Origin of the sequence: Pseudomonas monteilii NBRC 103158 = DSM 14164 (assembly GCF_000730605.1) — a bacterium.
GTDB classification, from domain to species: domain Bacteria; phylum Pseudomonadota; class Gammaproteobacteria; order Pseudomonadales; family Pseudomonadaceae; genus Aquipseudomonas; species Aquipseudomonas monteilii.
The window spans coordinates 1-24,359 of record NZ_BBIS01000070.1 but is presented as its reverse complement, the minus strand read 5'-3'; the positions used below and the strand labels follow the sequence as shown (position 1 = coordinate 24,359).

Sequence of the window (24,359 nt, the reverse complement as noted above, 5' to 3'; positions counted from 1 at the left end):
CCTGGGCTTCTGTGGGGGCCGGTTCAGCCCTTACATTCCTCATGGTTGAACTCATTTGCCGCAACCCGCTAAGGTCGCGGCCTTGATTCACGAGAGACAACCATGGGCTACCTGATAATCGTCGCGCTGATCCAGGCGTTTTCCTTCAGCCTGATCGGCGAGTACCTGGCCGGGCACGTCGACAGCTATTTTGCTGTGCTCGCACGGGTGGTGCTGGCAGGCCTGGTGTTCCTGCCATTGACCCGCTGGCGCCAGGTCGAGCCGCGCTTCATGCGCTCGATGCTGTTGATCGGCGCGCTGCAGTACGGCATCACCTACGTCTGCCTGTACCTAAGCTTCCGCGTGCTGACCGTGCCGGAAGTGCTGCTGTTCACCATCCTCACGCCACTGCATGTGACGCTGATCGAAGACGCCATGAACCGGCGTTTCAACCCGTGGGCGCTGCTGGCCGCGCTGGTTGCCGTGGGCGGTGCGGCGGTGATCCGCTTCGACAGCATCAGCGGCGAGTTCTTCATCGGCTTCCTGCTGCTGCAACTGGCCAACTTCACCTATGCCGCTGGCCAGGTGCTGTACCGCCACCTGGTCGCGCGCCACCCCAGCGACCTGCCACATTATGCGCGCTTTGGCTACTTCTACCTGGGCGCCTTGCTGGTGGTGTTGCCGGCCTTCCTGCTGTTCGGCAACGCCCAGCACCTGCCGAGCACCGATGTGCAATGGCTGGTGCTCCTGTTCCTGGGCCTGTGCCCGACGGCGCTGGGCCTGTACTGGTGGAACAAGGGCGCGTGCCTGGTGTCTGGCGGTACGTTGGCGGTGATGAACAACCTGCATGTACCGGTAGGGCTGCTGCTGAACCTGTTGATCTGGAACCAGCACGAGCCGCTGGGGCGGCTGTTCATCGGCGGCGGAATCATCCTGGCGTCGGTGTGGTTGAGCCGTCTGGGGGCGCGCGCGCAGTCTCCGCTGGTCGGCAAAGCCTGACATGCACACCATTTTCGTCATTGTTGCGCCGATCTTCGCTTTGATCCTGGTTGGCTACTTGTGCCGCAAGACCAACAAACTCGGCGACAAGGCCGCCGCCGAAATCAATAAGATGGTGGTCTGGCTGTGCCTGCCGGCGTTGCTGTTCAAGGTCACCGCCACCGCCACCTGGAGTGAGATCTGGCATCCTGGGTTCATCGTGGCCTTTGGTGCGGGTGCCTTGGCCATGTTCGTGGTCACGCTGGCGTGGCGGCTGTACAGCGGCCATGGCCTGGTGGCATCGAGCATCGACGGACTCAGTGCGGGCTATGCCAATACCGGCTATATCGGCATCCCCTTGTGTCTGTTGCTGTTCGGTCAGGCAGGCTTGCAGCCGGCCCTGATCTCGTCGTTGATCGTTGTGTGCCTGGTGTTCGCCATTTCGCTGACACTGATCGAGATCGGTTTGCAGGAAGAGCGGCATATTGGCCGCGCCATCGTGGTGGTGGGCAAGGCGCTGGCGAAGAACCCGCTGGTGATTTCGCCGCTGGCGGGTGCTGGCTGGGCCATGACCGGGTTGGGGCTGGCCGAGCCGGTGATGCACTTTCTCGACATGCTGGCGTTGGCTACCACGCCGTGCGCCTTGATATCGCTGGGCGCGTTCCTGGCGGAAAAGCGTACCGGCGCACAGGCCAGTCCGTGGCCGTTGGTGGGGTTGAAGCTGGTAGGGCAGCCGGCGCTGACCTGGGTGCTGGCGTACAAGGTGTTCAGCCTGCCGAGCATGTGGGCGGCTTCGGCGGTGCTGTTGGCGGCACTGCCGACAGGGACCGGGCCGTTCATGCTGGCGGAGTATTACAACCGCGAGGCGGGGCTGATATCGCGGACGATCCTGTTATCGACCGTGGCTTCGCTGGTGACCTTGACCGGGCTGTTGTACCTGTTGGGGTACGCGGGGTAGCGGCCGGCATCTTCCACAAGTACTGCACAGGTCTCGAACTGTGCGCTGAACCTGTGGGAGCTGGCTTGCCTGCGATGGGCTGCAAAGCAGCCCCGGCAATCTCAAGCCTCGCTCATCTCTTCCAGCCGACGCGACACAGGCTCTTGCGCCGTACGCCCCGCCAACCCCACCCGCATGTCATTGCCACTCGGCTGCTGATACAGGCTCAACCCGAACTCCGGCAACACCGCCAGCAGATAGTCGAAAATATCCCCCTGGATGCGTTCGTAGTCTGCCCATACCGTGGTGGTGGTGAAGCAGTAGATCTCCAGCGGCACACCCTCGGCGGTGGTCTGCATCTGTCGCACCATGCAGGTCATGTTCGGGTGCACGTTGGGGTGGTTCTTAAGGTAGGCCAGGGCAAAGGCGCGGAAGGTGCCGATGTTGGTCAGTTTGCGGCGGTTGGCCGCCAGCTCCGCCACCGGCCCCAGGGCCTCGTTCCAGTTTTGCAGCTCCTGGCGCTTGCTTGCCAGGTAGTCGCCCAGCAGCTGCACCTGGCTCAGGCGCTGTTCCTCTTCGCGGGTGAGGAAGCGTACCCCAGCGGCATCAATGAACAAGCTGCGCTTGATCCGCCGGCCACCGGACTGCTGCATGCCGCGGTAGTTGCGGAACGACTCGCTCATCAGGCGCCAGGTGGGGATGGATACGATCGTCTTGTCGAAGTTCTGTACCTTGACGGTGTGAAGGGTGATGTCCACCACATCGCCATCGGCACCCACCTGCGGCATTTCGATCCAGTCGCCCACATGCAGCATGTCGTTGCTGGTCAGCTGCACGCTAGCGACGAATGACAGCAGGGTGTCCTTGTACACCAACAGCAGCACCGCCGACATGGCACCCAGGCCAGACAGCAGCAACAGCGGCGAGCGGTCGATCAGGGTGGCGATGATGACGATGGCGGCGAAAATCCACAGCATCATCTTGGCCAGCTGCACGTAGCCCTTGATCGAGCGGGTGCGGGCGTGTTCGGTGCGGGCGTAGATGTCGAGCAGGGCATCCAGCAGGCACGACAGCGCCAGGGTCATGAACAGCAGGGTGAAGGCCAGGGCGACATTGCCGAGGAAGTGCTGGGCGGTGTCGGACAGCTCTGGCACCAGCTTCAGGCCAAACTGCAGCACCAGCGACGGTGTGGTTTGTGCCAGGCGATGGAACACCTTGTTGTGGCGCAGGTCGTCCAGCCACTTCAGCGCCGGTTGGCGTGCCAGCAGGCGGGCGCTGTGCAGTACCAGGAAGCGTGCCAGCCGGCCGATGACCAGGGAAATCAGCAGCAGCACCGCCAGGCCAATGGCCGCGTGCAGCATAGGGTGTTGGTCGAGGGTGCCCCACAGGTCGAGGGAGTCACGCCAGATTCGTTGGATATCCATGGGCTTGCGTACAGTCTTGTTGCGAAACGAAGTGCCATTAGAGCGCGGATGGCGGCAAAGTTGCCAAAAGAAATTCGGCTAAGCCGGCAGAAAACGTTACCCTATGCAACTGAATTTCCCGCACTTGCCCGAGGTTACCTCCGTGTTCTCCCAATTCGCCCTGCATGAACGCCTGCTTAAAGCCGTGGCCGAGCTTAAATTTGTCGAGCCAACCCCGGTGCAGGCCGCGGCCATCCCCCTGGCCCTGCAAGGGCGTGACCTGCGCGTGACCGCGCAGACCGGCAGCGGTAAAACGGCAGCCTTCGTGCTGCCGCTGCTGAACCGCCTGGTCGACCTGAAAGGTGGACGGGTAGAGATCCGCTCGCTGATCCTGCTGCCGACCCGCGAGCTGGCCCAGCAGACCCTCAAGCAAGTGCAGCTGTTCTCGCAGTTCACCTACATCAAGGCGGGCCTGGTCACCGGCGGTGAAGACTTCAAGGAACAGGCCGCCATGCTGCGCAAGGTGCCGGACGTGCTGATCGGCACCCCGGGCCGCCTGCTGGAGCAGCTCAATGCCGGTAACCTGGACCTGTCCCACGTGCAGGTGCTGATCCTCGACGAGGCCGACCGCATGCTCGACATGGGCTTCGCCGAAGACATGGAGCGCCTGTGCAAGGAGTGCGAGAACCGCGAGCAAACCCTGCTGTTCTCGGCCACCACCGGTGGCGCGGCCCTGCGCGATATCATCGGCAAGGTGCTGAAAGACCCTGAGCACTTGATGCTCAACAGCGTGTCGCAGCTGGCCGAAGGCACCCGCCAGCAAATCATCACCGCCGACCACGACCAGCACAAAGAAGCCATCGTGCAGTGGCTGCTGGCCAACGAAACCTTCGACAAGGCGATCATTTTCACCAACACCCGCGCCTTGGCCGACCGTATCTACGGCCACCTGGTGGCCAAGGACGTGAAGGCGTTCGTGCTGCACGGCGAAAAGGACCAGAAGGACCGCAAGCTGGCCATCGAGCGCTTCAAGCAAGGCAGCTCCAAGGTGCTCGTGGCCACCGACGTCGCAGCCCGCGGCCTGGACATCGACGGCCTGGACCTGGTGATCAACTTCGACATGCCACGCAGCGGTGACGAGTACGTGCACCGTGTGGGCCGTACCGGCCGCGCCGGTGGCGAAGGCCTGGCAATCTCGCTGATCACCCACAATGACTGGAACCTGATGTCGAGCATCGAGCGCTACCTCAAGCAGCAGTTCGAGCGCCGGGTGATCAAGGAAGTGAAGGGTACTTACAGCGGGCCGAAGAAGGTCAAGGCGTCGGGCAAGGCTGTTGGGGCCAAGAAGAAGAAGGTAGACAAGAAGGGCGGCGATAAGAAAGCTGCCGCCAAGCGCAAGCCGACCGCCAAACCGAGGCCAAATGCACCGCTGGCCAGCGCTGATGGCCTGGCGCCACTTAAGAAACGCAAGCCGGCTGCTGAGTAACATTCAGTAGCGGTGTTGGCTTTTTCGTGGGTTTATCCGCGAAGAAGCCAGCACAGGCGAGAACTACTCAGCCTTCTTCTCCGCTGTTTTCAACTCCTTGATCCGCTGATCTATCAGCTGACACTTGTCGGGCAAGTCCTTGCTCGCCGTCTCCAAGTCCATCCCCTGAAGCTCGTCATTGATCTCTTTGGCCTTCTGTGGGTTCTGCTCGGTCAACTGGGGAACCAGCCCGGCCAACTCTTCACGTTTTTGCGTTGCTTCTTCCGGTGTGCAGGCCCAGGCGGGCAGGGCGCAGGTCAGGGCGATGGCGCAAGTAAGGGGCAGCAGCGGTTTCATCCTTTTTACCTCCAGCGGTGGTTATGCGCGGTGGAGGGCAAAAGGCGCGGGCAAGTTCAGCGATTGCGACCGATGGCTATAACGGTTAGTCATCCAGCGAGGTGGGGCACTCATATCGTGGCTCTCATTTAATTTTCCGGAACGTCACCACTCACTCTCCGGTCCCAACCTGTGTACCCCTTCCGTCCACAGCTGGAGCCCATCACCATGAGCATCCCCTACGACTGGGACCTGATCGAGCGCTTGTTGCACGAGGTGCAGAACGGCGCTGGTCACAGCTTTACCCCACGCCCCTATGCCGAGCAGCACGCCGCAGCGCTGGCTGCCAAAGGTGAGCCGGTGGGAGACCTGGACCTGCTTAAAACCCTGGCCTGTGAGTACGAGAAGCTGCTGTTCAAGCGTGGCTTCATCGCAAGCCGGCCTGAAGAAGAGGGCGGCAATGGCGAAAACTTTGTGTTGACCGAGCGCGGTTTGCGCCTGATGAGCCTGATCGATAGCAGCATCCCCGGCTTCGAGCACCCGCGTCAGGTGCTGGACGAGCAGGCGGATGCGCTGGATGAAGCCACCTTCGAACAGGTGTCAGCGAAGGCGCAGATTGCTTGAGGTCGTTTTGAGGCTGGCAAGGGTGGGCACGCAAACCCGATAATCGGTAACTTCTGAATACTGCCGAGCCCTTGCCCATGCCGACGATCATCCCAGAGGCCCGCCCATGAGCGCGGTCCGCAAGAACCCTGACGCCTTCGCTTTCCAGGTGATGCTGGGGCTGTGCCTGATCTGGGGTTGCCAGCAGGTGCTGATCAAAACCGCCGCCGTGGATATCGCCCCGGTGATGCAAGCGGCCCTGCGCAATGGTATCGCTGCCGTTCTGGTAGGCCTGATGTTGTGCTGGCGCGGTGGCTGGGAACAGGTCGGCAGTACATGGCGCGCCGGGGTGGTGGCGGGTGGGTTGTTCGGCCTTGAATTCCTGTTCATTGCCGAGGGGCTGAAGCTGACGTCGGCCGCGCACATGTCGGTGTTCCTCTATACCGCACCGGTGTTTACCGCGTTGGGCTTGCATTTCCGGTTACCCAGCGAGCGCCTGAGGCTGTTGCAGTGGCTGGGGATTTTGCTGGCATTTGGTGGCATTGCCATGGCGTTTGCCGGTGGCATGTCGTTCGAGGAGATGGATGGCCGCATGCTGCTGGGTGATGCCTTCGGTGTAATCGCCGGCCTGGCCTGGGGCGCGACCACGGTGGTGGTGCGCTGCTCACGGCTGTCGGAGGCGCCGGCGACCTTGACCCTGTTCTATCAGCTGGCGGTGGGTTTTGCCGGGCTGTTGCTGATCGCCTTGCTCAGTGGGCAGATCGGGGCCGTGTCGCTGACGCCATTGGCCATGGGCAGTGTGCTGTTCCAGGGGATTGTGGTGTCGTTCGTCAGCTACCTGACCTGGTTCTGGTTGCTGCGCAAGTACCTGGCATCAAACCTCGCTGTGTTTTCGTTCATCACCCCGCTGTTCGGGGTGACCTTTGGTGTACTGCTGCTGGATGAGCCGCTGAGCGTCAACTTTGTGATTGGCGCGTTGATGGTGCTGCTCGGGGTGATTCTGGTAAGTGCCGAGCCTTGGGTGAAGAAGCAGTTACGGCGGTATGTAGGTTAAAGGTTTGCCGGGCAGGCGCCGCCGGCCCGCTCGCTGCGTGCCAACCGCACCAGCCCCCCGGCCACCACCAACCCACCTGCCGCCGCCATCAGCGCCGGCTGCAGCCCGCCGCTGTACTGGATGCTGAGTGCTGCCAGCAGCGGGCCACTCAGCTGCCCCAGGGCAAAGCATGCGGTCAATAGCCCGGCATTGCGTTGCGTGGCATGGGGTGCCAGCTCTCGCGAGCGTTGCATCACCAGTTGCATGCAGGCCAGGAACGGCCCGCCACACAGCACCACGCCCAGCGCCAGTCCGATGCCCCCGCCCAACAGGCAGGCCAGCACGCCGACCCCTTGCAGCCACAGCGTGGCGGTCAGCCAGGTTGAGGTGCGGCCGCCACGGCGCAGGCTTACCAGCAGCACGCCCAAGGCCGCCGCCAGGCCAAACGCCGGCCAGAACAGGTCGGCCTGCCACTGCCCCCGGAACTGTTGGCTGGCCATTTGCGACAGGAAGGTGGCCGGCAGGATGTAACCCACGCCGTACAGCGCATACACCAGCCCCAGGCGGCCAATGCCCACGCTGCGGGTCGGGCCTTGGCGCACTGGCGACGGGGCTGGCGCCACTTGCAGGGCGCGTGGCAGCCATGGCCGCACGGCCAGCAACATCATCAGCGCAGCCAGGGCATAGATCAGCCACAGGGCTGCCGAGCCCAGCCCCAGCACATGCGACACCAAGGCCAGCAGCCCGGTCATGGCAATGCCCAGGCCGGGCCCGGCGAACACCAGGGCGCCTTGGCGCTGGCGGTTGTGTGCATTGGCCACTTGCTGGCTGAGGCTGGTGATCATCACCAGCACCCAGGCACTGGCCACGCCGGTACCAAAGCGCAGCAGCAGGTGGCTCCACAACCCATCAGCGGCCCATGAGGCCAGGGTCAGCAGCACGCACAGCCACAGCCCTCCCTGCAGGCGCAGTCGCACCTGGCCGGGTGAGCGGGCGAACATGGCATCTACCGCGCCAATGAAATAGCCCAGGTAGTTGGCTGCCGCGATCAGCCCGGCAACCGCCAGGTCGAACTGGCCTTCGGCGATCAGTTGCGGCAATTGTGGCGTGAGGGCGAAACGGCCGATGCCCATGGCCATCATCAGCGCCACGGCGCTGGCCAGCAGTTGGATAAGTGGCGACATGACAAGTCTCCTGCACGGATGTAAGCGATAGCCGGCAGGTTAGGGCGGTTCCTTTTTCAATAAAATTGAATAATGATGATCAAGTTGTTCTGTTTTGGAGAATGCCGTGGAATTCAGCCAGCTCCGTATCTTCCAGGCCGTTGCCGAGGAAGGCTCGGTCACCCGTGCCGCAGAGCGTCTGCATCGAGTGCCGTCAAACCTGTCGACGCGCCTGCGCCAACTGGAAGAGCAATTGGGCGTCGAACTGTTCCTGCGTGAACGTCAGCGCCTGCAGCTATCGCCGGCGGGCAAGGTGCTGCTGGACTACGCACACCGCATGTCGGCCTTGCGCGATGAGGCGCTGGCTGCCGTGCGGGGCGGCCAACCGGCCGGGGATTTTGTGCTGGGGACCATGTACAGCACGGCGGCAACCCATTTGCCGGCGTTGCTGGCGCGCTATCACCAGGCCTACCCGGCGGTGAACCTGCAGGTGCGCGCTGCCCCTAGCGGCGAGTTGCTGGAAGGCTTGCTAAGCCACCGCCTGGATGCTGCCCTGGTGGATGGGCCGCTGAACCTGGCCGGGCTGGATGGTGTGCCGTTGTGTGACGAGCATCTGGTGCTGATCACCAGCCCGGAGCACCCGGCAGTGCATACCGCCAAGGATGTGGCAGGGAAGGCCGTGTTCACGTTCCGCCAGGGCTGCTCGTACCGCATGCGCCTGGAGGCCTGGTATGCCCATGCGCATACCCCTATGGGCCGGGTCATGGAGATCGAGTCTTACCAGAGCATGCTGGCCTGCGTGATTGCCGGCGCAGGCGTGGCGATGATGGCCCAGTCGATGCTCGACAGCTTGCCTGGGCGCGACCGGGTAAGGGTGCACCGTCTGCAAGCACCGTTCGATCAGGCGGTCACCTGGCTGATGTGGCGTCAGGGTATGCGCGGTGCCAATTTGCAGGCATGGATCGACCTGCAACAAAGCGAAACGATTAACCAGTCGTCGGAATGCGCCGTTACGGCTTGATCCGCGTCAAAATGGCCCTTATCTGTAAGATCAGAAGCATGCGTAATACAGGACATCGGGCTATGATCTGTATGAAACATCGCAGGATTGATTTGCCGTGAGGCTGACCCGTCAAGGGGGCATTATGAATAAACCACTGTCCAACTGGCTCCACGACCTGGCGGTTGCCTTGGGGCTGATTCCACCGCCCTTGCAGCCGGTGCCGATCCCGACTGATGAAGAGCAGCGCAAGCGTCAGCCGCGTCGTCGCTGACAAGAACAAAGGCCGCTGCACCTGAGTAGGTGCAGCGGCCTTTTTGTGTCTGCTGATTGTTTATTGCCTGTCAGGCCAGATTCACTGCACCGACGGGTTTACGGGACATCAGGCTAACCACCACAAAGCTCACCAGGCCAACAGCCAGGCTGTAGTAGATGGGCGTATTGGCCTCCAGCCCGTCCTTGAACATGAACAGCAGCGCGGTGGCAAAGCCCAGCGACATGCTGGCAATGGCGCCGGCGGTGGTCGCCCGCTTCCAGAAGATCGCCCCGATCAGCGGGATCAGCATGCCGCCGACCAGCAGGTTGTAGGCCAGGGTCAGTGCGTTGATCACGTCGTTCACCATCAGCGCGATACCCAGTACCACCAGGCCGGTGAGCAGGGTGAACAGGCGGCTGACGCCAAGGCTCGACTGCTTGCCGCCACGCAGCTTGGGCAGCAGGTCTTCGGTCACGGTAGTCGAGGCCGCCAGCAGGCCGGCACTGGCGGTGGACATCATGGCTGCCAGCGCTGCCGCCATCAGCAGGCCACGGATGCCATCGGGCAGGGTGGTCTTGATCATTTCGGCGAACGCATTGTTCGGGTTGGCCAGGTCGGGCATCAGCACATGTGCAGCCATGCCGATCGCGGCGCAGGCCAGGCCGTACAGCACGCAGTACACACCAGCGGTGGTACCGGCACGCTGGCAGACTTTCTCGTCACGGGCGGTGAACACCCGCTGCCAGATGTCCTGGCCGATGAGGATGCCGAAGAAGTAGATCAGGAAGTAGGTGATGATGGTGTCCCAGCCAATGGTGGTCAGCTGGAAGCTGGCCGCCGGCAGCTTGGCCACCAGGGTGTCCCAGCCACCGGCCTTGTACAGGCACACTGGCAGCAGGATGAACATCAGGCCGACGGTTTTGATCACGAACTGCACGATGTCGGTCAGGGTCAGCGACCACATGCCGCCAATGGTGGAGTACAGCACCACTACACCGCCGCCGAGCATCAGCGAGGCCCAGAATGGCAGGTCCAGCAGCACTTGCAGTACGGTGGCCATGGCCAGGGTGGAGGTCACGCCGATCATCAGCGCGTAAGCCAGCATGATCACGGCGCTGGCCTGGCGAGCGGTCGGGTTGTAGCGCTGCTCCAGCACCTGAGTCACGGTGAAGATGCGCAGGCGCAGCAACGGTTTGGCGAGGAACAGGTTGATGGCGATGATGCCCAGGCCCAAGGCTGCACACAGCCAGAAACCGGAAATGCCGTGGACGTAGCCCAGGCGTACGGTGCCAACGGTAGAAGCACCACCCAGCACGGTCGTGGCCATGGTGCCCATGTACAGGACAGGGCCGAGGTTGCGCCCGGCTACCAGGTAGTCTTCGTGGGTTTTCGCGCGCCGCATGCCATACCAGCCAAGCCCGAGCATGCCGGCGGTATAGATCATTACAACAATGATGTCCAAGGCCATTGGGGGTCTCCCGATTATCTTTATTATGGCGAGATCGACCACGCGGGCGGTTGCACGGCGCCCGGCGGTCTTGTCGTGTTGTTGGCGGGCCTCAGTGGCCCTCCCTCATGGCTCCTGCCGGGGTGTAGCGGTATTAGCGACGCACTACGCCCGGTAGCACGCAGAGCATTTCGAACAGCAGGTTGGCACCGAGCAGCGAGGTGTTGCCGGTGGTGTCGTAAGGCGGGGAGACTTCGACAAGGTCACAGCCGATCAGGTCCAGGCCGTGGCAGCCGCGAATGATCTCCATCGCCTGGATGGTGGTCAAGCCGCCGATTTCCGGGGTGCCGGTGCCAGGTGCCCAGGCCGGGTCGATGCCGTCGATGTCGAACGACAGGTAAACCGGGCCGCCGCCGACTTTTTCCCGCACTTCGGCCATCAGTGGCTCCAGCGACTTGTGCCAGCACTCTTCGGCCTGCACCACACGGAAACCCTGGCGGCGGCTCCAGTTGAAGTCGTCAGCGGTATAGCCCTGAGCGCGCAGGCCGATCTGCACCACGCGGTCGCAATCGAGCAGGCCTTCTTCCACAGCGCGGCGGAAGGTGGTGCCGTGGGCGATCTTCTCGCCGAACATGTGGTCGTTTACGTCGGCGTGGGCATCGATGTGCACCAGGCCGATCTTGCCGTGCTTCTTGTGCAGTGCGCGCAGGATCGGCAGGGTGATGGTGTGGTCGCCACCCAGGGTCATCGGGATGACATTGTGCTCGACGATCTCGTCATACGCTTCTTCGATGATGCGCACGGCGTCCAGCAGGTTGAAGGTGTTGATCGCTACGTCGCCGATGTCGGCCACCGACAGCGAGTCGAACGGTGCAGCACCGGTGGCCATGTTGTACGGGCGGATCATCACCGACTCGGCGCGAATCTGCCGTGGGCCGAAGCGGGTGCCGGAGCGCAGCGAGGTGCCGATGTCCAGCGGCACGCCAATGAAGGCGGCATCCAGGCCTTCGGCGCTCTGCAGGTGGGGAAGACGGAGCATGGTGGCGATGCCGCCGAAACGCGGCATTTCGTTGCCGCCCAGTGGTTGGTGGAGAGTCTTGTCCACGGTGGGCCTCATCAGTCGGTCGATTGTTCTGTTTGTTCGAACCTGTGCCGCCGCGCCATTTCAAGTGTGGTTTTGCCGGCGGGCAGGGACATTTCGGCCAAGTCTGCTGAAGGTAGTGGCGGGGAAGAATCGCTACCGACAAAAACTTAGTTCAGGAATTTCTGAACTAAAGGCGGGCAGAGCGGTTAGACTGCGCGCAAATACCCCTGCGGAACCGTTGCACCATGGCCTCGACCTTGCCCGACCTGAAACTGCTGCGCATCTTTATCAGCGTGGTGCGCCACCAGGGCTTTGCCAACGCCCAGCGCGAGCTGAACCTTTCAACCTCGGCCATCAGTACTTACATGAGCCAGTTGGAGGGGGCCTTGGGTATCGTGCTGTGTCACCGTGGCCGGGGCGGCTTCAGCCTCACCAGCAAAGGCGAACTGTTCCACCAGGAAACCCTGCGCCTGTTGGCCGAGCTGGACGGCTTCGAGCAGTATGCCGCTGCCCTCAAGGGTGAACTGCGCGGCACCCTCAACCTTGGGGTGATCGACTCCACGGTCGGTGACCGGGCCTTGCCGCTGGCCGAAGCCATTGGCGCCTATAGCCAGGAGCACCCGGCGGTGCACCTGCACCTGTCGGTGTCCAGCCCCTACGAGCTGCAACTGGGTGTGCAGGACAATCGCCTGGACCTGGCCATTGGCGCATTCTCCTCGCGCATGAGTGGCCTGCTATACCAGCCGTTGTACCGTGAGCAGCACTGGTTGTACTGCAGCAGCCGTCACCCGCTGTATACCGAGCGGCGTATCCCTGAGCCGGTGGTGACGCAGCAACGCATGGTCGGGCGTGGCTACTGGAGCCAGGCCGAGTTGGCCCGGCATGGTTTCAAGCACAGCGCGGCGACGGTGGAGAGTATGGAGGCGCAGCTGATCCTGATTCTGTCCGGGGCCTATATCGGCTATTTGCCCGAACATTACGCCCAGGCCTGGGTCGACAAGGGCGACTTGCGTGTGCTGTCGCCGTCGACGTTTGGTTACCAGGCCCCGTTTTCGCTGATCATCCGTCGCGGGCGTAGCCGTGAACCCCTGATCCAGACCTTCCGCGACCTGCTGAAAAGCCAGCTCAATGTGGGCTGAGAAGCAAGGTGCTCATGCATTCCGTCGGGAGGCGCTAAATTCCGGCAAAAGCAAACCGCTAACCTGATAGCGCTCTGCTACATATCAACTTGCGCTGATGATTTTTCCTCATTTCATCCTGCAAGGATCGCCCAAGATGCGCATGAATTTGCCCGTCACTGAGCACGAAAGAACCTTTTCCAGCGATCAACGCCTGATTTCCACCACGGACCTGAACAGCTGCATCACCTACTGCAACGACGCCTTCGTGGCGATCAGCGGTTTCACGTACGACGAGCTGGTCGGCCAACCCCACAACCTGGTGCGCCACCCGGATATGCCGCCGGCGGTATTCGGGCATATGTGGGAGACCATCAAGCAGGGCAAACCGTGGATGGGCGTGGTCAAGAACCGGGCCAAGAACGGGGACTATTACTGGGTCAGCGCCTATGTCACGGCGATCTACGAGCAGGGCCGCATCAGTGGCTACGAGTCGGTGCGCTCGGTACCCACGCGCGAGCAGATCCGCCGTGCCGAGGCGCTGTATGCCCGCCTGCGGGGCGGTAGGGCTGCCGTGCCGTGGGCGGCGCGGCTGGGGCATGGGCTGGGCCATGGCTGGCCGTTGATTGGCGCAGGCCTGTTGTCGGCAGCCGGTTACCTGTGGTTGCCGCCCTATGCCGCGCTCGGGGTGCTGATGGCCAGCCTCCTGCTGGCCTGGTACCTGGTCGAGCACCGGCAGAACCAGGCCATCCGCCGCACGCTGGCCGAGCACCCCAAGGCCTTCACCAGCCCGCTGGTGGCACTGACCTACAGCGACAACCCGGGCCTGCAAGGCCAGCTTGACCTCGCCATCATCAGCGAGGAAGCACGCTTGCAAACGGCTCTCACTCGGCTGGTGGACGCCGGGGTAGGGGTGAAGTCGAGGGCGGCGCAGTCGTCCGATTTGTCTGACGCCCAGGCGCAGATGCTCGACCGCCAGCGCAGTGAAACCGACCAATCGGCCACGGCCATCGCGCAGATGGCAGCGACCATCCAGCAAGTCACCCACAACGTGCAAAGTACGGCTCATGCGGCGGGAGATGCCGACCAGTTGGCGCAGCAGGGTAGCGAACTGGCGCTGCAGAGCCTCAAGGCCATGGGCAGCATGAGCGATGCGGTCAATGACATCGGCCTGGCAGTCAATGCCTTGGCCGAGCAGACCCAGTCGATCGGCAGTGTGGTCGATGTCATTACCTCGATTGCCGAGCAGACCAATCTGCTGGCGCTCAATGCGGCCATCGAGGCGGCGCGCGCCGGCGAGCAAGGCCGTGGTTTTGCCGTGGTCGCCGATGAGGTGCGTTCGCCGGCCCAGCGCACCCGTGCTTCCACCGATGAGATCCACCACATCATCGCCTCGCTGCGCGCAGGTGCAGAGCGGGCGGTGAGTACCGCCAACCGGGGCGAGCAGATCTCGCGAGACAGCGTGCACAGTGTCGAGGCCGTGCAGGCTGCGTTGAGCGGGATAGCCCAGGCAGTCAGCCGTATCACCGGCATGAGCCAGCAGATGGCGACGGCGTCGGAGCAGCAGAGCCATGTGGCCGAGGACATCAACCAGCAGATCGTGAGGATTGCCCAGCTGTGCGACCAGAGTGCTGGGCAGGCACGGCAGGGGGCTGAAATCAGCCAGGATCTGGAGCGCATGGCGGAGTACCTGCATAGCCTGGCGGAGCGGTTCAATCGTTAAGCGAAGTGGGGCCCGCCAAGCGGGCCCCGGTTCTGTGGCAAACTGTCTGCGCCAAGGAGAACCCCATGCCCAGACCCCGCTGCGAGCGCTGCCAGCGCCCGCTCGACCATTGCCTCTGCCCACTGATCCCCGCGCTCGACAGCCGCACCCGCGTCATCCTGCTGCAGCACCCCAGTGAAACGGCCCATGCCCTGAACACCGCGCGCCTCGCGGCCCTTGGCTTGAACAATGCCGAGTTGCGGATTGGAGAGGTGTTCGATGACTTGAGTGAACTGTTGGCGACGCCCGGTTACCGGCCGGCTCTGCTATTCCCGGGTGACGACGCCCAGGTGCTCGCGGCGTATAGCGAAGCCGAAGACAAACCCTTGCTGCTGATCGTGCCCGACGGCACCTGGCGCAAGGCGCGCAAGCTTTTGTACATGAATCCGTTGCTGGAGGGGTTGCCGAGAGTCACCTTGGGGGCCGTCACGCCTTCACGTTACCGGCTGCGCAAGGCGCCGGAAGCGGGGGCATTGTCGACTATCGAGGCGGTGGTGGGGGCATTGAATACGCTGGAGCAGCCTGCCTGCTTCGATGCACTGCTGGCGCCGTTCGAGGCGTTGATCGAAGGGCAGATCAAGGCGATGGGGATGGAGACGTTTGAGCGTAACCATGGCACCGAGTGAGGGCTGGGGGCCGCAAAGCGGCCCCCGAATCTCAAATCCGATCAACGCATCTCGGGCAGGCGCGCCTCGGTGCGTACTTCAGTGGTAGCCAATGCCTCTGGCGGCAGCGAGATGTGTTGCTTGCTCAGCAACTCACCCATGGTCGCCAGCACGCGGTAGCGCGAGAACTCCTCGGTATAACGCACTTCGGTGTAGCGGCGGTCGGCGTTGTACAGTTCGTTTTCACTGTCCAGCACGTCCAGCAGGGTACGCTGGCCCAGGCCGAACTGGTCCTGGTAGGCAGCACGCACGCGCTTGGTGGTCTCGGCATATTCACGCGCGGTCGGCAGCTGCTTGCTGGCGTTGTTCATGGCGTTCCATGCCAGGCTCAGGTTTTCGGTCAGCTCACGCAGGGCGTTGTTGCGGATGTCCAGGGCCTGGTTGATCTTGTGCGCGTCAGACTGCAGGCGGGCCTTGTCACTGCCACCGCGGAACAGGTTGTAGTTCATCTCTACACCGGCCTGCCAGTCGTTGTTGTTGTGGCCTTTCTCGCCGCCGGTGTTGTTGTTGGCACCGGTTGCCAGAATGGCGTCGAAGCGCGGGTAGAAAGTCGACTTGCCCACTTCGTACTGCTGCTCGGCCGCGTTGACGTCAGCCTGGGCAGATTTGATGTAGGGGTTGTTCTGACGCATGCTGTCGCGCGCGCCGTCGAGGGTTTCAGGCACCTCGGCCTTGATGGTCTGCGGGCTTTCCAGTTCGTCCGGCATGCGGCCGATCACGCTGAAGAAGTTGGCCTCGGCATCGGCCAGGTCGACTTCGGCGGTGTCCAAATTGTTTTCTGCCAGGGCGCGACGTGCGCGGGACTGGTCGAGGTCGGCGGTGCTGCCAACGCCGCGCTCGTTACGCAGGCTGATCTGGTCGTTGACGCGCAGGTGAGCTTGCAGGTTGTTCTTGGCCAGGGTTACCAGCTCGCGGCGCTTGAGCACTTCCAGGTACACCTCCACGGCACGCAAGGCGACATCCTGGGCAACGGCCTGGGTGTAGTAGGCACGGGAGGTGGAGACTGCCTCGGTACGGCCCACTTCATTCGAGGTGTTGAAGCCGTCGAAGATCATCTGCCGCAGGCGCAGCTCGGACTGGGTGTAGTTGAGGGTTTCCTTGTTGTGGTTACCCTCGGCACGGGTAGTGGTGTTGTCCGAACGCTGGCGGCCATAGCCAGCGACCAAATCCACGGAAGGGTAGTAGCCACCACGCGCAAATTTCACGTCCTCATCGGCCGACAGCTTGCTGTTGCGGTTGGAGCTGACTTGTGGGTGGTAGTCCACGGCGCTCTGGACGGCCTCGGTGATCGACATCGCCTGTACGTTGGCACTCGCCAGGGCCAACAGTAAAGCACTGGTGATGGGGTTCAAAACGCGCATGGTACATCTCCCTGATCCTGGAATTGATCCTGCTGCTCGCCAAAAAAATGACGATAATGTTGTCGCGTATAGTGTTGCAGGTTTTTAACAACACAGCTAAGTACATTCAATGCAATAAGTAAGAAGATTTATTCATATCAAATTGCCATATAATACCCATATTGTCTAAAAAAGATGCCAATAAGTGCTGATGGCGAATGCGCGTAACGCTTTCAAAGCCAGTGCCTGCAAGGCTTTCGCGAGGTTCCAGAATTATTCTGGATAAAGGGAATATCCGTTAGGCGAAAGTGATATTTGGCGACAAAAAAATGTCACTTTGGCTTGTGCAGGGTTTTCTGTCTGAGGATATACAGGCTGACCAGCACGGCGCTTGTCAGCATGAATGTGCGCGCCCAGAAGAGGGGAACCAGATAGCACGATAGACCAATGCTGGCCCACATCATGCCGATAGCGTAGACCTTGCCCTTGAGGGGAATGCCTTCACCACTGAGGTAGTCGCGAATCCACGGCCCGAGCTTGGGGTGGTTGACCAGCCAGTGGTGAAAGCGTGGCGAGCTGCGGGCAAAGCAGGCTGCCGCCAATAGGAGGAAGGGGGTGGTGGGCAGTACCGGCAGGAAAATCCCCAACACCCCCAGCGCAACGCTGAGCCAGCCGATGGCCAGCAGCAGGTAGCGCACAGGCAGATTAGTGGTGGCGTGGTTTGAGCAGCGCCGGTTTTTCGTCAGGGGCGTGCAACAGCAGGAACAGCGCGGTCAGCGCTTCGGGGATCTGTACGATCATGTCGTCCTGCAGGCTGGCGTTGCTGGCGATGTCGGCGAACTCTGGCTGTTCGTCGAACAGGCCCGAGCCGACCATGATCGGCAGCAGCATCTCGCTCACTTCTTCTTCGGCGTTCTCGAACCAGGCTTCTTCACGCAGGAACACGCCTTCCATGAAGCCGATGCACCAGCCGCGCAGGTCGGAATCGTCCGGCTCGTCGGTCAGGTCCAGGTCGCACGGCAGTTCGAATTCGTCGTCGCTGGCCAGCTGGCGGGCGATGTGCGCCTTGAGGGCAACCAGCGTCGCCTCGATTTCAGTGCGCTGTGCATCGCTGCTGTAGTGCGGCTCTTCGGCGAACAGGGCGTCGATCCACTCGCGCTCCGGTACATCCTCGGCGTTGATCGACAGGGCGGTGAGGTAGCCGTGTGCGGCGACATAGTCCAGCGCTTCTTCGTGCAGCTCGTCGGCGTCGAGGAAGGCTTGCAGGCGGGTCAGTTGCTCGGCGAAGGACATTACAGGGCTACCTTGGGGAATAAACGATAACGAATTCTAGCACCTTGCAGCGGCAGCGGGGCAAAGGGAACGTCTATCACCGTGGTGCCCTGCGCGGTGCGGTGCTGCGGTATACTCCGCAGTTTTTCATCCAGGGGCAGGGTTTACCGGTCGCCTGGCAAAAACCGCTTACGCTTTTGGCGTGTGCGGGGCGGGTTTTTCGTCCAGCCTGTTTCCAGGATGGTACGGCGATTTGGAGTTGCACATGCTCGAACAGGCTCAGCGCGTTCTCAAGGACATCTTCGGCTACGACAGTTTCCGAGGGCGCCAGGCAGCAATCATCGAATGCGTGGCCAACGGCGGCGATGCCTTGGTGCTGATGCCCACCGGCGGCGGCAAGTCGTTGTGCTTCCAGGTACCGGGGCTGCTGCGCCCCGGCCTGACGGTGGTGGTTTCGCCACTGATCGCGTTGATGGATGACCAGGTTGCCACCCTTGACGAGCTGGGCGTGTCGGCGGCTGCGTTGAACTCCACGCTGACACCTGAGCAGCAGCGTGACCTGGCCGGGCGCCTGCGCCGTGGCGAAGTGAAGATGCTGTACCTGGCGCCGGAGCGCCTGGTGCAGCCGCGAATGCTCGACTTCCTGCGCGACCTGGACATTTCGCTGTTTGCCATTGACGAAGCCCACTGCGTCTCGCAATGGGGCCACGACTTCCGCCCCGAATACCTGCAACTGGGCCAGTTGGCCGAGCTGTTCCCGCATGTGCCGCGTATTGCGCTCACCGCCACCGCCGACATGCGAACCCGCGAGGAAATCGTCCAGCGCCTGCACCTGCAAGGCGCCGAACGCTTCCTGTCGAGCTTCGACCGGCCCAACATTTTCTACCGCATCGTGCCCAAGGAAGCGCCGCGCAAGCAGCTGATGGCGTTCCTGGGCGAGCGCCGCGGCAACGCAGGCATCGTCTACTGCCTGTCGCGCAAGAAGGTCGACGAAACCGCTGCCTTCCTCTGCGACCAAGGCTTCCCGGCATTGCCGTACCACGCTGGCCTGGCTGCCGAGACGCGCGCGGCCAACCAGCACCGCTTCCTCAACGAGGAAGGGCTGATCATGGTCGCCACCATTGCGTTTGGCATGGGCATCGACAAGCCCAACGTGCGCTTCGTTGCCCACCTCGACCTGCCCAAGTCGCTTGAGGCCTATTACCAGGAAACCGGTCGTGCCGGCCGGGACGGCCTGCCCTCCGATGCCTGGATGGCCTACGGCCTGCAGGACATGGTGATGCTCAAGCAGATGCTGCAGAACTCCGAAGGTGACGAGCGCCACAAACGCATCGAGCAGCACAAGCTCGATGCCATGCTGGCGCTGTGCGAGGAAACCCGCTGCCGCCGCCAGTCTCTGTTGGCCTACTTCGACGAAACCCTCGAACAGCCCTGTGGGCATTGCGACAACTGTGTCGACAAGATCCAGACCTGGGACGCCACAGAGCCGGCCCGCCAGGCCCTGTCGGCGGTGTTCCGCACGGGTCAGCGCTATGGCGTCGGCCACCTGGTCGATGTGTTGCTGGGCAAGGACACCGAGAAGGTACGCAATTTCGGCCACGAGAAGCTGTCGGTTTTCGGCGTTGGCAAGGGCCTGGCCGAGGTCGAGTGGCGTTCGCTGTTCCGCCAGCTGGTGGCGCGGGGCCTGGTCGATATCGACCTGGAGGGCTATGGCGGCTTGCGCTTGTCCGACAGCTGCCGGCCGCTGCTGCGTGGCGAGGTCACTCTGCAATTGCGCCGCGACCTCAAGCCGCAGACCACGGCCAAGGCTTCGCCCTCCAGCGGCGGCAGCCCGGCCAGCCAGCTGGTGCGTGCCGAAGAGCGCGAGCTCTGGGAGGCGCTGCGTACCTTGCGGCGCAAGCTGGCGGAGGAGCACAGCGTGCCACCCTATGTCATCTTCCCCGACTCGACGTTGCTGGAAATGCTGCGCAGCCAGCCAGTCAGCCTCAGTGACATGGCCCAGGTCAGCGGCGTGGGTGCGCGCAAGCTGGAGCGCTATGGCCAGGCATTCCTCGAAGTGCTGAACAACAGTGGCGGCACCGACGAGGCGCCGAAAGTGGTGCTCGACCTGCGCCACGAGTTGGTTAGCCTGGCGCGCGCCGGCATGACGCCGGCGCAGATCGCCGGGCAGCTCAACTGCAGCGAGAAGAACGTGTATAGCCTGCTGGCCGAGGCACTGGGCCGCCAGGAGCTGAGCCTGGACCAGGCCCTCGACCTGCCGGAAGACCTGCTGATGGAAGTGCAGGACGCCTTCCTGGATGGCGAAGGCGAGCTGCCAGCGGTGTCGGCCATTGCGCCGTTGTTCGGCGCTCGGGTGCCGGAGGGCGTGCTGTATTGCGTGCGTGCAGCGTTGGCGGCGGAGTTCGAGCTGTAAACGGCGGCAGAATCGAAGGCAGAAGCGCCATCTGCTGACCTTTGTCATGCTTTTTGACGATTATCGTACACGCCCGCGTGCCCGAGCCTTGCCTCGTGGCGCCGGCCATGGTTAGCTGCCTAATAATTAGATCTATTCAATGAGTTCCTTATGCCCCTGACCGACAACCAACACCGCTTTGGCATGCAGCTGGCCCAGATGTCCCGGGGTTGGCGTGCCGAACTGGATCGCCGCCTGGCCGGGCTCAACCTGTCCCAGGCGCGCTGGCTGGTGTTGCTGCACCTGGCCCGTTTCGAAGAGGCCCCGACCCAGCGTGAGCTGGCCCAGAGCGTGGGCGTTGAAGGCCCGACCCTGGCGCGCCTGCTCGACAGCCTGGAGGCGCAAGGGCTGGTACGTCGGCAGGCGGTGCTGGAGGACCGGCGGGCGAAGAAGATTGTACTGTGCCCGCCGGCCAAGCCACTGATCGACCAGATCGAGACCATTGCCAATCAACTGCGGGTGGAGCTGTTTACCGGGGTGGATGAGGCGGACTTGCAGGTGTGCATGCGGGTGCATGCGAAGATTCTGGCCAACCTCGAGAAATCCTGAGGGCCCTTGGGGCCGCAAAGCGGCCCCATTGTTCAGAAGGTATGCCCAAGGTTCAGGTAAACCGCCTGTTCATGCGCACTATTGGTGCCATAACTGAAGTTCAGCGGCCCCAGCGGCGTCTCCAGCCCCAGGAAGATACTCGCCGCATTGATGTACCCGCTGTCGAACTCATTGTCGTTGTTCCACGCCCGCCCACGTTCCAGCGACCCGCCAATGTACAGCGGGAAGTCCAGCGGCACGTAGGCCCGTGGCGTCAGCCGACGGTAGTAGACCATGCGCATCAGGCTCACGTTCTGCCCCGACACCGAGTCCTGGCGGAACCCTGACAGCTGCCGTGCGCCACCGATCACGAAGCTTGACGTCACCACTTCGGCGTCATCCAGCGTGCGCCCGTAGCGCCCGCCCAGCACGAAGGTGTTCGGCCCGCTGCTGATGGCCTTGTCCAGGTTGAACAACCACTGCCGATAATCCTGGTCCGAGTCCAGCGACTTGTCGTACTTGCGCAGGGTCAGGCCTATGTCCTCGCCGCTGTGGGGGAAGTACACGTTGTCGAGGGTGTCGAACGAGTACTTCAGCTCGTAGAAGCCTTCGTTGAAGCTGACTTTGGGCAGGTCCTGGTCGCCAATGCGCACCTCGGCCTCGCCCCACGCCTTGCCTACGCCCAGGCGCACTTCGCCGTTGGTGCCGATCTGCCGGCCAACATTCAGGCCAAAACCGTAGCGCTCCAGGCGATACTCGGCGATGGGGTCGTTGTCCAGGGTGGCTTCGATGTTCTGCGAGCCGAAGTCCAGGTGCGGTGCGATGAAGTAGCGTGAGCCCACGTCCAGCGGCTGGTAGAACTCACTGTACAGCTCTTGCTGGTCTCCGATCTGGCCACGGGTCAGCCATTCGGCACCCAGGCTGTTGATGCCGTTGACCCGGTAGCTGGCACCCAGGTTGAAGGCGCTGTCGCCACGCAGGTCGTCCGACAGGTTCAGGCCCAGGCGCAGGTAGTCGGTACCGCCGCGTCGGCCGCGGGCATTGATCACCAACGTGTTGTCGTCGCCCTTGTGCACCACGCGGTACTGCACCCGGTCGAAGTAGTCCAGGCCGTACAGCGTGCCCATGTCGGTCTGCAGGCGGTCCAGTTCCAGCGGGGCATCGATCGGCTGGCGAATGTACGAGCGGATCACATCGTCGCTGACCTTGGAGTCGTTCTCGATCCGGATCGCGGTAATCACCGGTGTACGCTGACGCGGCGAGCGGGCCACGGCCAGGCTGCTGTCTTCGGGCTGGCGCAGGCTGGCAAGGCGCGAGTCGAGCAGGCGGGTGGCGCGGTAGCCAGCGTCGATCATGTCCCGGGCGCGGCCGAAGTCGGTTACACCAAACGCGGTCAGCGAAGGCTGGATGAGGATGTCGTCGCGGTGCAGGCTGGCCAGCTGTTCTTCCGAGTTGCGCCGGGTCATCAGGGTGATCGACTGGTTGAGCACGTCGACCACCGTGGCCAGTTGCTTGCGGTCACGCAGCGGGGTGCCGATGTCGACCACGATGGCCAGGTCCACGCCCATTTCCCGGGCCACGTCCAGCGGGATGTTGTCGACCATGCCGCCGTCCACCAGCAGGCGACCCTCCAGTTCGACCGGGGCGAACACGGCGGGGATCGACATGCTGGCACGGATTACCTGGGGCAGGTGGCCGCGACGGAACACCACTTTTTCGCCACTGGCAATGTCGGTGGCCACGGCGCGGAAGGGGATGGGCAGCTTGTCGAAGTCGCGTGTGTCGGCGGTGTGCGCCAGCTTGCTCTCCAGCAGCAGCGCGAGGTTCTGGCCCTGAATGACCCCCAGCGGCAGGCCCAGGCTGCCGTCGTCGCGAAAGCTGAGCTTCTGTTTGACGAGGAAATCACGGTCATCCTGCTTGCGCCGGAACGGCACGTCCTTGCGCGGTGGGGCATCGGACAGGGCCTGTTGCCAGTCCAGTGTGGTGGCGAGCTTTTCCAGCTCTTCGACGCTGTATCCCGAGGCGTACAACCCGCCGACCACAGCCCCCATGCTGGTGCCGGCGATGGCGTCAATGCGCACGCCTTGTTCTTCCAAGGCCTTGAGCACGCCGATATGGGCCAGGCCACGGGCCGCGCCACCAGACAACACCAGCCCGACCTTGGGCCTGGCCGGTTCGGCGGCAATTGCCGTGAGGCTGGTGAGGGTGAGCAGAAAGCAGAACAGCAAACGGCGCATCGTGAGTCTCAAACCGTGGGCTAAAGACCGCTAGTATAAGCGGCCCCTTACCTGGAGATGCGCCACCATGGCCGACAGCAAGCCGGAAATCGTCATCACTTATTGCACCCAGTGCCAATGGCTGCTGCGTGCCGCCTGGCTGGCCCAGGAACTGCTCAGCACCTTCGCCGACGACCTTGGCCGGGTAGCCCTGGAGCCAGGCACTGGCGGTATCTTCCGCATCACCTGCAATGGTGTGCAGATCTGGGAGCGCAAGGCCGACGGCGGCTTCCCCGAGGCCAAGGTGCTGAAGCAGCGGGTACGTGACCAGATCGACCCTCAGCGTGACCTTGGCCATAACGACCGCTGATCACGCACCTTCGGGCAGTGGCTGCTTGGGCGGCTGCTCGGCGGCCAGGCGGCTGGACAGCACGATGGCGAAGATGATCAGCGCGCCGCCCAGTAGCATGCGCAGCGTGGGGGTTTCGGCGAACACGACCCAGGCCACGGCAATGCCGTAGACCGGTTCCATGCCGAACACCACGGCGGCGGTACGCGCCTTGATTACCGCCAGGCTGGCCACGAACAGGCTGTGCGCCACGCCGGTGCAGAAGATGCCGAGCAGGGCGATCCACAGCCAGTCCATGGCTGCCACGTCTGCCAGGCCCGGTGCTGCGAAGGGCAGCAGGCACAGGCCCACCACCAGGTTTTGCCACAGCGCAGCCTGAACCGCAGGCAAGCGCCCGGAGCCGGCGCGGTTGGTGAGTGACAGCAGCGAGAACAGCAACCCGGAAAGCAGTGCCCAGAGCAGGCCGCCTGTGGCTTCGCTGGCCAGATCGAAGGCCGGTGTGACCAGGACCAGGCCTATGCTGACCAGCAGTACCAGCACGGCCTCGTTGCGGCGGATGCGTTCGCGGAACAGCAGGCCTTCGAGGATGACGGTAAAGGCCGGGAAACTGGCGAAGCCGAGGGTGGCGATGGCCACGCCGCCGACTTTGACGGCGATGAAGAAGCTGACCCAATGGCCGGCCAGCAGCACACCACCGAGCAGCAGGCGGCGGATGTCCTGACTGCTCAGGCGTTGCCAGCCCGGGCCGGCGAGGCTGGCGAACAGGGCCAGGGCAAGCACGGCGAAGGCGGCGCGGCCGAACACGATGATTGCCGGGCTGGCGCTGGCGGCCAGTTTGCCGAAGACGCCGGTCAGGCCGAAGAACAGCGCGCCAATGTGCAGGGCGCCGAGGGCGGTGCGGTGGTTCATGGTGGTCCTTGCTCAAGATCTTTATTTGCTCGGCGCACGCTCCGGCATTTCAGCGCCTACAAGA

23 protein-coding genes are annotated in these 24,359 nt (G+C 63.0%); 13 read left to right on the top strand and 10 right to left on the bottom strand.

All coding sequences use genetic code 11. From position 1 onward, the window contains the following. The first annotated feature begins 102 nt into the window (after window positions 1-102). The gene (locus PM2_RS27860; protein WP_016711894.1) at window positions 103-978 is read left to right on the top strand and encodes a carboxylate/amino acid/amine transporter; all 876 of its coding nucleotides are present in this window, start codon (window positions 103-105) and stop codon (window positions 976-978) included. 1 nt (window position 979) lies between these two features. Beyond that, on the top strand, window positions 980-1,915 hold the full coding sequence (locus tag PM2_RS27855; protein ID WP_028699601.1) for an AEC family transporter: 936 nt from the start codon (window positions 980-982) through the stop codon (window positions 1,913-1,915). A gap of 101 nt (window positions 1,916-2,016) precedes the next feature. Here PM2_RS27855 and PM2_RS27850 read toward each other — a convergent pair whose 3' ends face one another. Next, window positions 2,017-3,318 (bottom strand): mechanosensitive ion channel family protein, encoded by a 1,302-nt coding sequence (locus tag PM2_RS27850; protein WP_028699600.1) that lies wholly within the window; start codon window positions 3,316-3,318, stop codon window positions 2,017-2,019. A gap of 103 nt (window positions 3,319-3,421) precedes the next feature. Here PM2_RS27850 and PM2_RS27845 point away from each other — a divergent pair, with 103 nt between their 5' ends. After that, window positions 3,422-4,783: a DEAD/DEAH box helicase gene (locus tag PM2_RS27845; protein WP_028699599.1), complete on the top strand. Its 1,362-nt coding sequence runs from the start codon at window positions 3,422-3,424 to the stop codon at window positions 4,781-4,783. Between the two features lie 63 nt (window positions 4,784-4,846). On the opposite strand, the gene PM2_RS27840 is transcribed toward PM2_RS27845, so the two are convergent. Beyond that, on the bottom strand, window positions 4,847-5,119 hold the full coding sequence (locus PM2_RS27840; protein WP_016711889.1) for a hypothetical protein: 273 nt from the start codon (window positions 5,117-5,119) through the stop codon (window positions 4,847-4,849). 207 nt (window positions 5,120-5,326) lie between these two features. On the opposite strand from PM2_RS27840, the gene PM2_RS27835 reads away from it, so the two are divergent. Beyond that, window positions 5,327-5,722, top strand: a complete 396-nt coding sequence (locus PM2_RS27835) for a hypothetical protein (RefSeq protein WP_016711888.1) — start codon at window positions 5,327-5,329, stop codon at window positions 5,720-5,722. A gap of 106 nt (window positions 5,723-5,828) precedes the next feature. After that, window positions 5,829-6,755, top strand: coding sequence for a DMT family transporter (locus tag PM2_RS27830; RefSeq protein WP_025753882.1), 927 nt, complete (start codon window positions 5,829-5,831; stop codon window positions 6,753-6,755). Here the strand turns inward: PM2_RS27830 and PM2_RS27825 are convergent. Next, window positions 6,752-7,918 (bottom strand): MFS transporter, encoded by a 1,167-nt coding sequence (locus PM2_RS27825; protein WP_028699598.1) that lies wholly within the window; start codon window positions 7,916-7,918, stop codon window positions 6,752-6,754. The two genes, PM2_RS27830 and PM2_RS27825, sit on opposite strands and share 4 nt — an antisense overlap. Before the next feature lie 106 nt (window positions 7,919-8,024). On the opposite strand from PM2_RS27825, the gene ptrR reads away from it, so the two are divergent. Further along, entirely contained in the window at window positions 8,025-8,918 is an 894-nt protein-coding gene (gene ptrR / locus PM2_RS27820) for a putrescine utilization regulator PtrR (protein ID WP_016711885.1), read from the top strand. A 124-nt stretch (window positions 8,919-9,042) separates the two neighbouring features. Beyond that, window positions 9,043-9,171 (top strand): PA1414 family protein, encoded by a 129-nt coding sequence (locus tag PM2_RS31835; protein ID WP_009683677.1) that lies wholly within the window; start codon window positions 9,043-9,045, stop codon window positions 9,169-9,171. A gap of 70 nt (window positions 9,172-9,241) precedes the next feature. Here PM2_RS31835 and PM2_RS27815 read toward each other — a convergent pair whose 3' ends face one another. Further along, the gene (locus PM2_RS27815) at window positions 9,242-10,621 is read right to left on the bottom strand and encodes a sodium:solute symporter family protein (protein ID WP_016711884.1); all 1,380 of its coding nucleotides are present in this window, start codon (window positions 10,619-10,621) and stop codon (window positions 9,242-9,244) included. A gap of 133 nt (window positions 10,622-10,754) precedes the next feature. Continuing rightward, on the bottom strand, window positions 10,755-11,705 hold the full coding sequence (gene speB / locus PM2_RS27810) for an agmatinase (RefSeq protein ID WP_003254586.1): 951 nt from the start codon (window positions 11,703-11,705) through the stop codon (window positions 10,755-10,757). A 224-nt stretch (window positions 11,706-11,929) separates the two neighbouring features. On the opposite strand from speB, the gene PM2_RS27805 reads away from it, so the two are divergent. From PM2_RS27805 to PM2_RS27795, 3 genes are all read left to right on the top strand, one after another. Then, the gene (locus PM2_RS27805; RefSeq protein WP_016711883.1) at window positions 11,930-12,823 is read left to right on the top strand and encodes a LysR family transcriptional regulator; all 894 of its coding nucleotides are present in this window, start codon (window positions 11,930-11,932) and stop codon (window positions 12,821-12,823) included. Between the two features lie 136 nt (window positions 12,824-12,959). Beyond that, window positions 12,960-14,525, top strand: coding sequence for a methyl-accepting chemotaxis protein (locus PM2_RS27800; protein WP_028699597.1), 1,566 nt, complete (start codon window positions 12,960-12,962; stop codon window positions 14,523-14,525). A 65-nt stretch (window positions 14,526-14,590) separates the two neighbouring features. Continuing rightward, window positions 14,591-15,190: a tRNA-uridine aminocarboxypropyltransferase gene (locus tag PM2_RS27795; RefSeq protein ID WP_028699596.1), complete on the top strand. Its 600-nt coding sequence runs from the start codon at window positions 14,591-14,593 to the stop codon at window positions 15,188-15,190. A 41-nt stretch (window positions 15,191-15,231) separates the two neighbouring features. Here PM2_RS27795 and PM2_RS27790 read toward each other — a convergent pair whose 3' ends face one another. The 3 genes from PM2_RS27790 to PM2_RS27780 form a co-directional block, all read right to left on the bottom strand. Beyond that, on the bottom strand, window positions 15,232-16,590 hold the full coding sequence (locus tag PM2_RS27790) for a TolC family outer membrane protein (protein ID WP_016711880.1): 1,359 nt from the start codon (window positions 16,588-16,590) through the stop codon (window positions 15,232-15,234). 311 nt (window positions 16,591-16,901) lie between these two features. Beyond that, window positions 16,902-17,267 (bottom strand): YbaN family protein, encoded by a 366-nt coding sequence (locus PM2_RS27785; protein ID WP_016711879.1) that lies wholly within the window; start codon window positions 17,265-17,267, stop codon window positions 16,902-16,904. Between the two features lie 7 nt (window positions 17,268-17,274). Next, window positions 17,275-17,862 carry a YecA/YgfB family protein gene (locus PM2_RS27780; protein ID WP_016711878.1) on the bottom strand — a complete coding sequence of 196 codons (588 nt, stop codon included), beginning with the start codon at window positions 17,860-17,862 and terminating at the stop codon, window positions 17,275-17,277. Window positions 17,863-18,106: 244 nt separating this feature from the next. Between PM2_RS27780 and recQ the strand changes: the two genes are divergently transcribed. Next, window positions 18,107-20,254, top strand: a complete 2,148-nt coding sequence (gene recQ, locus PM2_RS27775; protein ID WP_028699595.1) for a DNA helicase RecQ — start codon at window positions 18,107-18,109, stop codon at window positions 20,252-20,254. A 150-nt stretch (window positions 20,255-20,404) separates the two neighbouring features. After that, window positions 20,405-20,842 carry a MarR family transcriptional regulator gene (locus tag PM2_RS27770; protein WP_016711876.1) on the top strand — a complete coding sequence of 146 codons (438 nt, stop codon included), beginning with the start codon at window positions 20,405-20,407 and terminating at the stop codon, window positions 20,840-20,842. A 32-nt stretch (window positions 20,843-20,874) separates the two neighbouring features. Here the strand turns inward: PM2_RS27770 and PM2_RS27765 are convergent, their stop codons facing one another. Next, window positions 20,875-23,058, bottom strand: coding sequence for a patatin-like phospholipase family protein (locus PM2_RS27765; protein ID WP_028699594.1), 2,184 nt, complete (start codon window positions 23,056-23,058; stop codon window positions 20,875-20,877). Between the two features lie 67 nt (window positions 23,059-23,125). Between PM2_RS27765 and PM2_RS27760 the strand changes: the two genes are divergently transcribed. Continuing rightward, window positions 23,126-23,407 (top strand): Rdx family protein, encoded by a 282-nt coding sequence (locus PM2_RS27760; RefSeq protein WP_003259082.1) that lies wholly within the window; start codon window positions 23,126-23,128, stop codon window positions 23,405-23,407. Here PM2_RS27760 and PM2_RS27755 read toward each other — a convergent pair whose 3' ends face one another. Beyond that, window positions 23,408-24,295 carry a DMT family transporter gene (locus PM2_RS27755; protein ID WP_016711874.1) on the bottom strand — a complete coding sequence of 296 codons (888 nt, stop codon included), beginning with the start codon at window positions 24,293-24,295 and terminating at the stop codon, window positions 23,408-23,410. Window positions 24,296-24,359: the final 64 nt, after the last annotated feature.

Coding starts and splice junctions, on each gene's coding strand:
- PM2_RS27850 (WP_028699600.1), bottom strand. CDS start 3,318: ATGGATATCCAACGAATCTGGCGTGACTCCCTCGACCTGTGGGGCACC.
- PM2_RS27770 (WP_016711876.1), top strand. CDS start 20,405: ATGCCCCTGACCGACAACCAACACCGCTTTGGCATGCAGCTGGCCCAG.
- PM2_RS27830 (WP_025753882.1), top strand. CDS start 5,829: ATGAGCGCGGTCCGCAAGAACCCTGACGCCTTCGCTTTCCAGGTGATG.
- recQ (WP_028699595.1), top strand. CDS start 18,107: ATGCTCGAACAGGCTCAGCGCGTTCTCAAGGACATCTTCGGCTACGAC.
- PM2_RS27760 (WP_003259082.1), top strand. CDS start 23,126: ATGGCCGACAGCAAGCCGGAAATCGTCATCACTTATTGCACCCAGTGC.
- PM2_RS27860 (WP_016711894.1), top strand. CDS start 103: ATGGGCTACCTGATAATCGTCGCGCTGATCCAGGCGTTTTCCTTCAGC.
- PM2_RS27800 (WP_028699597.1), top strand. CDS start 12,960: ATGCGCATGAATTTGCCCGTCACTGAGCACGAAAGAACCTTTTCCAGC.
- PM2_RS27840 (WP_016711889.1), bottom strand. CDS start 5,119: ATGAAACCGCTGCTGCCCCTTACTTGCGCCATCGCCCTGACCTGCGCC.
- PM2_RS27795 (WP_028699596.1), top strand. CDS start 14,591: ATGCCCAGACCCCGCTGCGAGCGCTGCCAGCGCCCGCTCGACCATTGC.
- PM2_RS27805 (WP_016711883.1), top strand. CDS start 11,930: ATGGCCTCGACCTTGCCCGACCTGAAACTGCTGCGCATCTTTATCAGC.
- PM2_RS27845 (WP_028699599.1), top strand. CDS start 3,422: ATGCAACTGAATTTCCCGCACTTGCCCGAGGTTACCTCCGTGTTCTCC.
- PM2_RS27765 (WP_028699594.1), bottom strand. CDS start 23,058: ATGCGCCGTTTGCTGTTCTGCTTTCTGCTCACCCTCACCAGCCTCACG.
- PM2_RS27815 (WP_016711884.1), bottom strand. CDS start 10,621: ATGGCCTTGGACATCATTGTTGTAATGATCTATACCGCCGGCATGCTC.
- PM2_RS27780 (WP_016711878.1), bottom strand. CDS start 17,862: ATGTCCTTCGCCGAGCAACTGACCCGCCTGCAAGCCTTCCTCGACGCC.
- PM2_RS27755 (WP_016711874.1), bottom strand. CDS start 24,295: ATGAACCACCGCACCGCCCTCGGCGCCCTGCACATTGGCGCGCTGTTC.
- PM2_RS27855 (WP_028699601.1), top strand. CDS start 980: ATGCACACCATTTTCGTCATTGTTGCGCCGATCTTCGCTTTGATCCTG.
- PM2_RS27790 (WP_016711880.1), bottom strand. CDS start 16,590: ATGCGCGTTTTGAACCCCATCACCAGTGCTTTACTGTTGGCCCTGGCG.
- PM2_RS27835 (WP_016711888.1), top strand. CDS start 5,327: ATGAGCATCCCCTACGACTGGGACCTGATCGAGCGCTTGTTGCACGAG.
- PM2_RS31835 (WP_009683677.1), top strand. CDS start 9,043: ATGAATAAACCACTGTCCAACTGGCTCCACGACCTGGCGGTTGCCTTG.
- PM2_RS27825 (WP_028699598.1), bottom strand. CDS start 7,918: ATGTCGCCACTTATCCAACTGCTGGCCAGCGCCGTGGCGCTGATGATG.